General features: G+C 55.7%; 9 protein-coding genes. 6 read left to right on the top strand and 3 right to left on the bottom strand.

The window, feature by feature from the left end; genetic code table 11:
- Positions 1-33: 33 nt before the first annotated feature.
- Positions 34-768: a CHAD domain-containing protein gene (locus D3A97_RS10620; RefSeq protein WP_157986472.1), complete on the bottom strand. Its 735-nt coding sequence runs from the start codon at positions 766-768 to the stop codon at positions 34-36.
- A gap of 129 nt (positions 769-897) precedes the next feature.
- Here D3A97_RS10620 and D3A97_RS10615 point away from each other — a divergent pair, with 129 nt between their 5' ends.
- Positions 898-1,752 (top strand): glycerophosphodiester phosphodiesterase family protein, encoded by an 855-nt coding sequence (locus tag D3A97_RS10615; RefSeq protein WP_119078317.1) that lies wholly within the window; start codon positions 898-900, stop codon positions 1,750-1,752.
- Between the two features lie 90 nt (positions 1,753-1,842).
- Here D3A97_RS10615 and D3A97_RS10610 read toward each other — a convergent pair whose 3' ends face one another.
- Entirely contained in the window at positions 1,843-2,517 is a 675-nt protein-coding gene (locus D3A97_RS10610; RefSeq protein WP_157986471.1) for a hypothetical protein, read from the bottom strand.
- Between the two features lie 66 nt (positions 2,518-2,583).
- The gene (locus D3A97_RS10605; RefSeq protein ID WP_119078315.1) at positions 2,584-3,600 is read right to left on the bottom strand and encodes a LacI family DNA-binding transcriptional regulator; all 1,017 of its coding nucleotides are present in this window, start codon (positions 3,598-3,600) and stop codon (positions 2,584-2,586) included.
- A gap of 157 nt (positions 3,601-3,757) precedes the next feature.
- Here D3A97_RS10605 and D3A97_RS10600 point away from each other — a divergent pair, with 157 nt between their 5' ends.
- From D3A97_RS10600 to D3A97_RS10580, 5 genes are read left to right on the top strand one after another with little or no spacing between them, the layout of a single operon-like run.
- A complete protein-coding gene (locus D3A97_RS10600; protein WP_119078314.1) occupies positions 3,758-6,862 on the top strand; it encodes a SusC/RagA family TonB-linked outer membrane protein in 3,105 nt (1,034 codons plus the stop codon).
- Between the two features lie 18 nt (positions 6,863-6,880).
- Positions 6,881-8,425 carry a SusD/RagB family nutrient-binding outer membrane lipoprotein gene (locus tag D3A97_RS10595; RefSeq protein WP_232825917.1) on the top strand — a complete coding sequence of 515 codons (1,545 nt, stop codon included), beginning with the start codon at positions 6,881-6,883 and terminating at the stop codon, positions 8,423-8,425.
- Between the two features lie 6 nt (positions 8,426-8,431).
- Positions 8,432-10,372, top strand: coding sequence for an alpha/beta hydrolase family protein (locus D3A97_RS10590; RefSeq protein ID WP_119078313.1), 1,941 nt, complete (start codon positions 8,432-8,434; stop codon positions 10,370-10,372).
- Position 10,373: 1 nt separating this feature from the next.
- Complete coding sequence (locus D3A97_RS10585; RefSeq protein ID WP_119078312.1) at positions 10,374-11,810, top strand: Gfo/Idh/MocA family oxidoreductase; 1,437 nt, start codon at positions 10,374-10,376, stop codon at positions 11,808-11,810.
- A 13-nt stretch (positions 11,811-11,823) separates the two neighbouring features.
- Positions 11,824-12,576, top strand: a complete 753-nt coding sequence (locus D3A97_RS10580; protein ID WP_119078311.1) for a glucosamine-6-phosphate deaminase — start codon at positions 11,824-11,826, stop codon at positions 12,574-12,576.
- The last annotated feature ends 65 nt before the right edge of the window (positions 12,577-12,641 follow it).

Raw genomic sequence — 12,641 nt, 5'->3', positions numbered from 1 at the left:
CAACTTACAAAAAGAATCTTTGGTTGCAGCCGTTCAGTCATCCCTTTCGGATACTTTCTGCATAAAGTTCCCGGCGGTCTCCCCTATCCGCCATTCTTCCAGTTGCTGTGCCCGTTGCAGCCGGCCGCGGTCTTTCTCCCTGGTTACCAGCGCTGTGGCCACTGCCACATCGTGCCAGTTCCCGATCTGCTCCTGCAGCGCCTGCAGGTAATCTGTGTTCAGCGGCAACCGGCCGGGCGCCAGCCCGTGTACGTACAACAACATCTTGATCTTTTTACGGGCGTTGTGCAATTTATCGGGGAAAGGCGCCGCCAGCAGCGCCGCAGTTTTACGTAACTGAGGTTTGAACCAGCTTTTGATGCGGCGGTTGGGAAGTGGTTTCAGTTTTCGGGTCAGCATGGCAACCGCTTTCTCTGCCTGCCCGCTATAATAAGCAGTATATGCGCGGAAGCTGCGTGACTTTTCCCGCATCAGGCTGGTTTGCCGGGTTTCCAGAGCGGCGTTGGCGAGCGCATACTTTTTCATCAGCAGGAGGTTGAGGCCCGCTTCCCTGATCTGACCGGCCTTGCGGAACATTTTGCGAAGCGCTTCTACCGCCTCTCCTGCCCCGGGTGTGGCAAAGCGGGCAAAAGCCCTGAGTTTTTTTATCTCCACCCGCAATTGATGCAACGCCTCCGGATCGGAGGAAGCAGCAAAGTCCGCCAGGTAGCTGCGGATGGCATGGCGTCTTTTTTCCAGGAACTTGCGCTGTTTTTTCTTCTTCAGCATATATAAAGTTACCAATAATTGCGCAGGGCGCCGGCCGGGCCGTTCTGGCATTTAACGCAGCGTTCATATATAGCCGATGAAATATTCTGAAAAGAATCAGATATTTATACACTACAAAAAACTGACGGCATGAAATTCCTTATTACCTGTCTCTTCAGCATATGCACGTTTTCCCTGTATGCGCAGTCTACCCGCGTTGACAGCATTCTGCAGGATTTCCGGCAACACCCGGAGCGGGTGATGGTGGCTGCTCACCGCGGGCCTCACATCAACCACCCTGAAAACTCCCTGGCCGCCATCAGGGAAGCCATCCGCCTGGGCGTAGACATTGTGGAGCTGGACGTGCGGGAAACGAAAGACGGCGTGCTGGTGCTGATGCACGACAAAACCATTACCCGCACCACCGGCCAGCCCGGCGGCACGCAAGACTATACCTATGCGCAGCTCAGGCAGTTCCCTCTGTTGCATAACGGTCAGCCTACCACAGAAAGGATACCCACACTGGAAGCCGCGCTGCAACTGGTGAAAGACCACATACTGATCGATATAGACTTCAAGGCAGACGGGGCGGAAGCGGCCCGCAAAACCTGCGCCCTGCTAAGAACCACCGGTACTACAACACAGGCATTGTTTTTCCTGTACGATTACAAGGAAGCCACACAACTACGTAGCTGGGACGCACAGGTGCCTATAATGCCCCGCGCCTATAACCCTGTTGAAACGGCCGCCATCCTGCAAATGGGCAAATTTCCCGCCATCCATATAGATGAATCTTTCTACTCGGCGGCAGTGGCCGGCAGCATCCGGAACGCGGGAGCACGTGTATGGCTGAATGCGCTGGGCAAATATGACAAGGCGGAGCAGGAAACACCCGGCGCAGGGTTTACGCAACTGCTGGAAAAATACCCCGCGGTAAATATCATCCAGACAGATCTCCCCGGAGAGCTGATCGCCTTTTTGCGCGCAAAAGGGTTGCACCGGTAGAAAAAAGGCACCCGGTTCAACAACCAGGTGCCCTCCAGTAAAAGTTATTGCTGAACAAATGGCGGCGGTTTCCCCCTCAGCCACGTATCATCATTTATTAGGCAGTTTCAGTATTTCTTCCTTGAAGTACTGCAGTCCGTCAAAATCTGTAATGCCCCACACGGCGCTTTGCACTGTGCCTACCGCTTCGCTGTAAGCTTCATCATCTGCCGGATAGTCTTCTACATTGATCTTTTTGTTCTTTAACAGGTCCAGCAGCTCCCTGATCAGCACACTGCCGGTAATGGGCCCAATAGCGTAAGTAGTGCTCGAACTGGAACTGGACTTACTGGCGTTGATACAGTAAGCGCCCAGGGTACAGCGGGTGATCTGTCCGGCTTTCAGCAAAATGCGGGTTTCCTGCACCACCATCCCGTGCTGGTATTCTTCCTCGTCAGCCAGAATGACCAGCCCAGCAGGAATGACCAGCGTAATGTCTGTACCGCCGCTGTTAAACAGGGCTATGCATACATCAACATATGCGCCGCTGCCACGTTCATACACCGTATCGCATTGGCTGCCCCTGATCTTGCCCGCCAGGCTTATATTGGCCGGTAGTTCAAAGGGAGTGCCTTCCGGCGTGCCAGCTTGATCTCCCATGCCTTTTATCTGGCCGGGCTTTTCTGTGGGGGTTGCATCTTTCTTGTTTTTTTTACAGGCCGGCAGCACAAAAGCCAGCATACATGTTGCGGTCAACAAAACGAGCGCTTGTCGAAGTTTCATCATGGTTTCTTGATTAGAATGAAGATTAACAAAAATTTTGACTGGCGGGCTACAAACAAAAAGTGTGCCTCAAACTTTGAGGCTGGATTCCCGGACAATCAGTTTGCCGGGCAAAACTACTTCTTTTGGGTCAAAACGCTTCTTTTTTATATGATTCAGGAGCAACTGGCAACTGATCTTTCCAATTTCAAAAGCCGGTTCGGCAATAGTGGTCAGCGAAGGCGAGATGATGGAAGCAACAGGATCATTGGTGAATCCCACCACGCCCACGGTCTTTCCTACCTCAACCCCCAGTTTCTTCAGGGCCAGCATGGCGCCCACCGCCTTGCGGTCGTTCACCGCAAAAATAGCGTCAGGCCGGCTGCGGCATTTCCACAGGTTGAGCGCATCCTGCTCTCCATGCGCCTGCGAGAACCCGGAGTAAATGATCCATTCCTGCTTCAGGGGCAGGCCATGTTTTTTCAGGGCATCTTTATACCCCTTCAGGCGGGCGCGTGTAAAGGCCAGTCCTTCGGGGCCGGCTATGTGCGCTATTTTCCGGTAACCGTTCTGCACAAGATGTTCCGTGGCCTCAAAAGCACCATTGTAGTCATCCTGCACCACCCTGGAGGTATTGACCTGTTCCGCCACCCGGTCAAAAAACACCACGGGAATACCTTCATCTATCATTGCCTGAAAACCGCTGCCATCGTCAGAATCAGAAGAAACGCACACCAGCAGGCCATCCAGGCTGCTCAGCGCCAGGTTGCGGATCATGTCCCGTTCCCGTTCCGCGCTGTCATTAGTAACATACAGGATAAGATTATAGCCGCTGTTATAGGCTACTTCCTGGATGCCGGTAATAACGGTGGAAAAGTAATAATTGGTAATGCCGGGCAACACCACGCCCAGGTTGTAACTGCGGTGCTGCGCCAGGCCCTTGGCATTGACGTTGGGCCGGTAGTTCAGCTCTGCGGCCTTGGCCAGCACCAGTTCCCGGGTTTCGGCCTTTACATCATAGGCATCCCGCAGGGCCCTTGAAACGGTGGCAAAAGAAATATTCAGAGCGTTGGCAATGTCCTTTATGGTGGCGTAGTGTTTGCGCATTCATCTCCCTCCTTGGTATACTGTCTGTTCAAATAAATATACGCTGATTTACCGATAACGTTGCCGCTGTTTTTTTTGCACAGCCGGACAGGTGATTGTACATTCGGATACAATCTCAATTACAGCCAGAATCAATTAATCAATAATCCTTATTGTTATGAATAGATGCATGTTCCATGCAAGGCATTTCTATTGCCTGTTAGTGCTCGCTTTCATACTGCCGGTATCTCTCCCGGCACAAAACCAGCCCATAAAAGGCACTGTCAAAGATGCTGTTTCGCAGGCGCCCATACCCGGCGTGAGCGTAAGTGTGAAGGGCGCTTCGCAGGGTACCGCCACCGGTATAGACGGCGGCTTCAGCATACAGGCTGCGGCAGATGCGGTGCTGGTATTTTCTTTTATCGGGTACGAAAAAAAGGAAGTGCCGGTAGGCGCGCAAACGGTGCTCAACATCACCCTGCAGCAGTCTGCTTCACAATTAGGTGAAGTGGTGGTGACTGCGCTCGGCATTGAACGGAAAACCCGCTCACTGGGTTATGCCACCCAGCAGCTCAACAATACAGACCTTACCACGGTAAGGCAGCCGGGCGCCAATATTATGAACAGCCTGAGCGGCAAGGTGGCCGGTGCTGTTATTACGCCCGCGGCCACCGGCCCGGGCGGGGCCGTGCGGGTGGTACTGCGCGGCAACCGCTCCATCAGCGGCAATAACAACGCCCTGATAGTGGTAGACGGTGTGCCCATTGACAACACCATGACCACAGAGCCCGGCGGCAGCGGTTCTGCCAATACGGTGGCCACCCAGCAGAAAAGCATTGCCAGCGGTTACTCCGGCAGCGACGGGGCGGCCAGCATCAACCCGGACGATGTGGAATCCATCACCGTGCTGAAAGGCCCGGCCGCAGCCGCCCTGTATGGCAGCCGCGCTGCCAACGGCGCATTGGTCATCACCACTAAAAAAGGGAAAAGCGGGAAAGTGACCATGAACTATAACGGCGGGGTGGCCATAGACAGGCCTTACCTGCTGATGGACCTGCAAAATACCTACGGCCGCGGCAATGGCGGCGTATATGGCGCACAGGCCGGCGAAAGCTGGGGAGCGCCCACCACCACCTACAAAAACAACGTACGGGATTTTTACAACACCGGCGTTACGCTGAATAGTTCCGTGAACATATCCGGCGGAACGGACAAGCTGAGGGGATACGCTTCCTACACACACAACGCCAATAACGGTATTGTACCCAAAAACCGGCTGGAAAGGAACACGCTGAACCTCCGCCTCACCGGGGAGCTGCTGCCGCGCCTGACCACGGATGTAAAGGTGACCTACATGAACCAGATCATCAAAAACAAACCGCGCCTGGGAGATAACGGTGTTACCAATGAAGCACTGATCATGCCGCGGGATATGCACCCAGACTCGCTCCGCAATTTTGAACGGCTGGACAAAACGGGCCAGCCGGTACCCGTGTACTGGACTACCAGCTCTGCTTTTCAGAATCCTTACTGGGACGTACACCGCACCGCGCTCAATGAAGAGCGTAACCGTATTACCCTGATGGGCCTGGCCAAATACCAGCTTACAGACTGGTTGAGCGTACAGGGCCGGTACAGCCTTGACAGGTATGACGACAAGATCACCGGCAGTTATTACTTTGGCACCATTCCCGTGCCTACGCTCACCGGCGGCCGCTACCAGGAAGCATACATCAACCGCTGGGAGCGCAATATGGACGTGCTCATTTCGGGTAATAACAAACTCGGTAACGATTTTGGCATCAACTACAATGCAGGGGCCGCCGTACTCCGCAACCGCGGCTACAATTCCCAATCCTTCGCCAACGGCCTCAGCATTCCCAACCAGTTCAACCTGAACTTTGCCGCTACCCCGGCGTTTTCCAATCTTACGGTAGAGAAAGAGATACAATCCGTGTACGGGAACGCTCAGCTCGATTTCAGGCAGCAGCTGTTCCTGGACGTAAGCGCCCGTAACGACTGGTCTTCCACCCTGCCCGCGCCGCACAGCTATTTCTACCCTTCCGTAGGCCTTAGCGCCATTCTCTCGGACATGCTGAACCTGCCGGACTGGATCAGTTTCAGCAAGGTGCGCGCTGCTTACACGCAGGTAGGTAACGATGCAGATCCTTACCTGCTGATACAGACCTATACCTATTCCCTTGGCGCAGGCAACGGTTTTGTGGCCAGAGACCAGATCAAGTACATCAGCGATCTCAAGCCGGAAAAAACAGAATCGTGGGAAGCCGGTACGGAATGGCGCTTCCTGGATGGGCGGCTGGGGCTTGACGCCACCGTTTACAAAAGCAATACTTACAACCAGCTGATATTTATAGGGTTGCCGCAGCCCAGCGGCTACAACCAGCAGTACATCAATGCCGGCAACATCCAGAACCAGGGCGTGGAAGTAATGCTGACCGGTACGCCGGTACGCCGCCAAAACTTTACCTGGAACAGTTCACTCAATTTTGCGCTCAACCGCAACAAGGCCATATCCCTCAGCCCCGGCGTTACCCAGGCCGCGCTCACTACCGCTACCGGCTTTGGCAGCCTGCTGGTGAAACCCGGCGGCATGTACGGTGATATTTATGACTACGTATGGTCCCAAGACAGCAAAACCGGCCAGTACCTCGTTACCACGGCCGGCCTCCCGGCGGTAACGGCCCTGCAGAAGATCGGTAATTACAACCCGGACTACACCCTTGGCTGGAGCAACCAGTTGCAGTACAAAAGATTCAATTTGTCCATGCTGATAGACGGGCGTGTAGGCGGCATGGTGATATCCGGTACAGACGCTATGACGGCTTACTTCGGCATTGCGGACTATACAACAAAATATAGAGACGGCGGGCTGGTGCTGCCGGGCCTGAAACCAGACGGTACGACCAACACTACCGCCATCACCGCAGAACAGTTATGGACACAGGTTTCCCAGGGAGGCAGGAACGGCTACGGCCAGTTCTTTGCCTACAGCGCCACCAATTTCCGCCTCCGCGAGCTTTCCTTGGGATATGATTTTGACTGGCAAAACAAACTGGTGAAAAGCGCAAGGCTTTCCCTCACCGGCCGCAACCTTTTCTTTTTCTACCGCGGCAAATCCCTGCTGGACATACCGGGCATCGGCAAACGAACTATTCCTGTAGATCCGGAAGTGGCCATAGGCTCCAGTAACTACCAGGGCATAGAGTCCGGCATACTGCCCATCACCCGCAGTATTGGCCTGAACCTGAGCTTGTCATTCTAAAACCTGAAAGCAATGATCATGAAAAAAAATATGCTTTATTTCCTGCTGGCAACCGCTCTGCTCACCAGTTGCACCGGAAAGTTCGACGACATGAACAAAAATCCCGCTAAACTTTCAGACGCGGGCGCAAGGGAGCTGCCGTTCATGTTTACCCGTGCACAGTCTGCCGCCACCATACACCGGCCTTACTACCAGACCATTTCCATCCTGATGCCGGACCTGTACGCGCAGTATTTTGCACTGACCACCACCAGCTTCCAGACAGATCGCTACGTGATGAATGACGGCTGGCTTTCCCGTCCCGGCATCATCACTTACGTGCTGACCCTCCCGCAGTTGCAGACCATCTTCGATAACACGGAACGCAGTTCCGGAGAATATGCGCTCGCCAATATCATGATGACCTACACTTTTCACCGCCTCACGGATTACTACGGGCCTGTGCCCTACTTTGAGGCCGGCCAGGCCAGCAGCAGCATTGCATATGACCCGCAAGACAAGATATACGACGATCTTTTCAAACGCCTGGATTCTGCCGTTACCAACCTGAAAGCGGGCACCGCCGCCAATGTATTCGGTAATTACGATATTATTTACGAAGGCAATGTGCAGCAGTGGATACGGTTTGCCAACACACTGCGCCTTCGGCTGGCCCTGCGCATCTCGAAGGTAGACCCGGCCCGTGCCAAAACGGAAGCGGAGGCCGCGGTAGCCGGCGGCGTGATGACGGCAGCTTCTCACAGCGCCTACATCAAGCGGTCTGCCAAAGGGGACGATGCCAACGGGCTGGCTACCAACGCGGTGAACAACGAGTTTTCGATGAGCTCCACCATGGCCTCTTACCTCAAAGGTTACAACGATCCCCGCCTGCCCATATACTTTCAGCCAGCGGTGGCCAGCGGCCAGTTCAAAGGCCTGCGTAACGGTTCTTCCGCCACAGACATCAACAAACCCGGCAACCGCCCCGCACAGACCTCCAATGTAGGGCCGCGCTGGGTAAACTGGAACGGCGCCACGTGGATCGGTCAACTGGAAGCTACCCAACCCGTCATGCACGCGGCAGAGGCCTGGTTCCTGCGCGCGGAAGGAGCGCTGAACGGCTGGAACATGGACGGCACAGCGCAAGAGCTGTATGAAAAAGGCATTGCCGCCAGCATGCAGGAATGGGGCATTAATGACCTTACCGTGATTAATAGTTATATTACATCAGCCGCCGTGCCGGCAGCCCCCGGAGATGAGGCCGGCTCCCCCGCCGTGGCGGCCACACCGGTGAAATGGGCCGCCACCGGGAGTATGCAGCGTTTACAGATAGGCACACAGAAATGGCTGGCCCTCTACCCTGACGGGCAGGAGGCATGGGCGGAATTTCGCCGCAGCGGCTACCCGGTGATGTACCCCGTATTACAAAGCGATAATAGTGACCTGCCCGCCGGTACATTCATCAACCGCCTGCCCTACTCTTCCGTAGAAGCCTCCACTAACGGAGCGGCCCTTGAAAAGGCCCGGCAGATGCTTGGCGGGCCGGATAACGCGGCCACCAGGGTTTGGTGGGACGTAGATTGACCTTGTATGAAACTATCCTTTATCATATTATTCCTTTTAACCGGCATGCACCTTTCCGCACAACAAAGCGATCCCATCCGGCATGGGCTGGAACAGCAGGCGGCACAGGCCTTTCATGCCCATACCCTTCCCCGTACAGCCGCTGCCTGGAAACAGCAGCGCGCAGCACTGTACCAGAAAATAATGCGGCATAGCGGCGCCGTGACCAATCATACGCTGCCGCCAGACATGCGGGAAACACAACGCCTCACCATGCAGGGCTACACCATCCGCAGCATCTATTTCCAGACAAGGCCCGGCGTGTATGCCACGGCCAGCCTGTACGTACCGGATGGTGACGGGCCCTTCCCCGCGGTGGTGCTTACGCACGGCCACTGGCAGGGCGGGCGCAACAGTGACCTGTTCCAGTCCGTAGCACAGCAACTGGCCATGCACGGCTATGTATGCCTCAGCATGGACGCCTGGGGCGCCGGTGAAAGGACCACCATACATGGAGAACATGAATATCACGGCGCCTGCCTGGGCGCTTCGCTGATGAACATAGGCACATCGCTGATGGGCATGCAGATATCGGATAATATCCGCGCCGTAGACCTGCTTTGCTCATTGCCTTATGTAGATGCCAAACGCATTGGCGCTACCGGCGCCAGCGGCGGCGGCAACCAGGCCATGTGGCTGGCCGCCATGGACGAGCGCATCAGGGCTGCTCTACCGGTGGTAAGCGTAGGAACATTTGAATCCTACATCATGAACAGCAACTGCATTTGCGAACTGCTGCCCGGCGGCCTCACCTTTACGGAAGAAGCAGGCGTACTGGCCATGGTAGCGCCCCGCGGCCTGAAGCTCTTTAACGCCCTGAAAGACAACAACAGGGCCTTTGCCCCTGCGCAGATGCAACGCAGCTACGCTGGCGCGCAACAAATCTTCACCTTGCTGAAAGCGCCGGACCAATTGCAGTACCAGTTGTTCGACACCACACATGGCTACTGGCCGGAAATGCAGGCCGCCATGCTGGGCTGGTTTGACCTCCAGCTGAAAGGCCAGGGTACCGGCGCGCCGGTGGTCACAAAGCCTCTTGCCCTGCAGCCCGCGGAAAAACTGATGACCTTCCCCGCCGGCAAACGGGACACACTCGTAGCCACCACGGCCGCATATTGCCGCCAACAGGGCTTGCTGCTGAAAAGAACGTTCCGGCCCAACGGCCATGAAAAGCAAGCGCTGCGCAAAGTGCTGCTGCTGCCGCCCGCCGGTGGTATCAAAAACGCGGTACGCACCGGCAGCGCCGGTGGGTGGGACAGCATCAGCATCACCGCCGGCAATAATGAAATAACATACCTGCTGCACCGCGCACCGCGCAATGGGTCGCACCAATACATAGTTGTGGCGGGCGGCGCCGTTCCGGAAAACACAACAGCGGGCATCGTGATGGTGGACCTCTGGGGCACCGGCCGCGGCCGCTCCGCGGCGGCCACCGCCATAGACGGCAAGCTGCCTGCCTTTCACACCACTTCCCGTTCCCTGTTGTGGTTGGGCAATACCGTGATGGGCAAGTGGGTAGACCAGTTGCAACTGGTGCATGCCTGGCTGCGCCGGCAGGGCGCCACGCACATTACCACCAGCGGCGCGGGAGAAGCCGGGCTTGCTGCTCTGTTTCATGCCGCCGTGTATGACAACGTGCAGGCCGTTACCGTACAAAGCGGCCCGGTAAGCTACCTGTTTGACAACCCAGCAGGTGTAGATCATTTTAACATGGCCGCATACCTGCCCGGCATATTGCAGTGGGGAGACGTGTCTATGGCCGCGGCGCTGAGCAGCGCAGACATTACGTTTGAAGCGCCGGTGTCTATGTCAGGCAGGGCAATTGCCGGCGCAGAGCTGGAACAATACAGGCAAGAATTTGAAAAACTGAAAAAAAAGGGAACGGTGAAGTTCCTTGAAAAAATGTAACATGAAGAATAACCGCAGAGACTTTTTAAAACTGACCGGCCTTGCCGCCGGTACTGCCTTGTTGCCCGCCTGCAGCACCAGCAGCACGGCTACAGGGCAATTGGGGCACATCCGCAAGGCCGCCGAAAGCAAGTACACGCAACGGTTCAACATGTGCGGGTACGCCGCGCCGAAAATTGACACGGTACGCATCGGGTTTGTAGGCGTGGGCAACCGCGGGTCTGCCGCCGTAGAACGGGTAAGTTATATTGAAGGCGTACAGATCAACGCCATTTGCGACGTACGCCCTAAAATGGCCGAAGCGGCCAAAGCCCGCATCAAAACACCCGGCCATCCCGCGCAGTTGTATACCGCAGGGCCGGAAGACTGGAAAAAGATCTGTGAGCGGGACGATATAGACCTGCTGTATGTGGCCACCCACTGGGCATTGCACACCCCCATTGCCCTCTACGCCATGGAACATGGCAAGCATGTGGCGGTAGAAATACCGGCTGCCACCACTGTGGAAGACTGCTGGCGCCTGGTGGAAACTTCTGAGAAAACCCGGCGGCATTGTGTGATGCTCGAAAACTGTTGTTATGATTTTTTTGAGCTGCTCACGCTCAACATGGCGCGGCAGGGCTTCTTCGGGGAGATCGTACACACAGAAGGCGCTTATATTCACGACATACTGGAAAGCATGTTTGACCGCGGCAAGCGGTATGATGTATGGCGGCTGCGCGAAAACGCAAAGCGAAACGGCAACCTGTACCCCACCCACGGGCTGGGGCCTGTTTGCCAGGTCATGAACATCAACCGCGGGGATAGTATGGACTATCTTACCTCCATGTCCGGCAACGACTTTATGATGGGCGCCATGGCCAAACAACTGGCTGCCGGGGATGCTTTCTATCAGCCATTTGCCGGTATGCATTTCCGTGGCAACATGAACACCACCGCCATCCGCACCAAACAAGGCCGCACCATTATGCTGCAGCACGATGTTACCTCTCCGCGCCCCTATTCCCGCCTGCACCTTGTAAGCGGCACAAAGGCCACCGCGCAGAAGTACCCCTTGCCGGGCAGAATAGCCACCAGCCATGAGGGATGGCTGCCGGAAGCAGACATGAAAAAACTGGAAGAACAATATGCTCCCCCGATTGTCCGGAAAATCGGGGAGCTGGCCAAACAGATAGGCGGCCACGGGGGCATGGACTTTATGATGGACTGGCGCCTCATAGATTGCCTGCGCAATGGCCTGCCGCTTGACATGGACGTGTATGACGCCGCGCTCTGGAGCGCTATTGGCCCGCTCAGCGAATGGTCTGTGGCCAACCGTTCCAATTCCATCAATGTGCCTGATTTTACAGCGGGCGCCTGGCAACAAAACCGGCCGGTAGACCTTTCCCTCCAGCAGGGCGGCTCCACCGGCGTAAAAGTATCATCATCCAATCAATAATTAATTTCATCAAATGCAAGTCGTTACATCAAACACCCACCGCGAGCTTGGCGCGGCGGCCGGAAAGGCCGCGGCAACACTGATACGGAATACCATCCGCGAAAAAGGCAGCGCAAACATTATTCTGGCAACAGGCACCAGCCAGTTCGAAACCCTGAAGCAACTGATTGTGGAAGAAGGAATAGACTGGAGCAAGGTAACCATGTTCCACCTGGACGAATATATTGGCCTGCCCCTTACCCATCCTGCCAGCTTCCGTAAATACCTGCAGGAGCGCTTTCTTGACAAGGTGCCTCCCCTGAAGGCCGCCGTGCTGATCAACGGGGAAACAGACCCGGCAGAAGAATGCCGGCGCGTAGGCAACCTCATTACCACCCACCCCATAGACGTGGCGCTGGTAGGCATCGGCGAAAACGGCCACCTGGCTTTCAATGACCCCCCGGCAGATTTTGATACCAGGGCGCCTTACCTCATTGTAAACCTGGATACCGCCTGCCGCCAGCAGCAAATGAACGAAGGCTGGTTCCCCAGTGTGCAGGATGTACCCTCGCAGGCCATCAGCATGTCTGTACACCAGATCATGCAGTCTGTCCATATTATCTGTTCCGTACCCGGTGCCAGAAAAGCGCAGGCCGTAAAAGACAGCCTCCGGCAACCGGTCAGCAATATTCACCCGGCCAGCATACTGCAACAGCACCCGCACTGCACGTTCTATCTGGATGCGGAATCTGCCGCGTTGCTGCAGCAGCCGCAACGGGCGCAATAAGTACGTTTATAATACCAAAAATTCAATACAGAGCTGGCCCCTTCCCGGAGGCCGGCTCTTCTTTT

This window comes from Chitinophaga alhagiae, from assembly GCF_003568665.1.
Classification (GTDB): Bacteria; Bacteroidota; Bacteroidia; order Chitinophagales; family Chitinophagaceae; genus Chitinophaga; species Chitinophaga alhagiae.
Note: the sequence above shows the minus strand (reverse complement) of the source record. Positions and strands in the feature narration are given on the sequence as shown.

Excerpts from the sequence above, each read along its gene's own strand:
- D3A97_RS10610 (WP_157986471.1), bottom strand. The coding sequence starts at position 2,517 with ATGATGAAACTTCGACAAGCGCTCGTTTTGTTGACCGCAACATGTATG.
- D3A97_RS10615 (WP_119078317.1), top strand. The coding sequence starts at position 898 with ATGAAATTCCTTATTACCTGTCTCTTCAGCATATGCACGTTTTCCCTG.
- D3A97_RS10585 (WP_119078312.1), top strand. The coding sequence starts at position 10,374 with ATGAAGAATAACCGCAGAGACTTTTTAAAACTGACCGGCCTTGCCGCC.
- D3A97_RS10620 (WP_157986472.1), bottom strand. The coding sequence starts at position 768 with ATGCTGAAGAAGAAAAAACAGCGCAAGTTCCTGGAAAAAAGACGCCAT.
- D3A97_RS10590 (WP_119078313.1), top strand. The coding sequence starts at position 8,432 with ATGAAACTATCCTTTATCATATTATTCCTTTTAACCGGCATGCACCTT.
- D3A97_RS10580 (WP_119078311.1), top strand. The coding sequence starts at position 11,824 with ATGCAAGTCGTTACATCAAACACCCACCGCGAGCTTGGCGCGGCGGCC.
- D3A97_RS10600 (WP_119078314.1), top strand. The coding sequence starts at position 3,758 with ATGAATAGATGCATGTTCCATGCAAGGCATTTCTATTGCCTGTTAGTG.
- D3A97_RS10605 (WP_119078315.1), bottom strand. The coding sequence starts at position 3,600 with ATGCGCAAACACTACGCCACCATAAAGGACATTGCCAACGCTCTGAAT.
- D3A97_RS10595 (WP_232825917.1), top strand. The coding sequence starts at position 6,881 with ATGAAAAAAAATATGCTTTATTTCCTGCTGGCAACCGCTCTGCTCACC.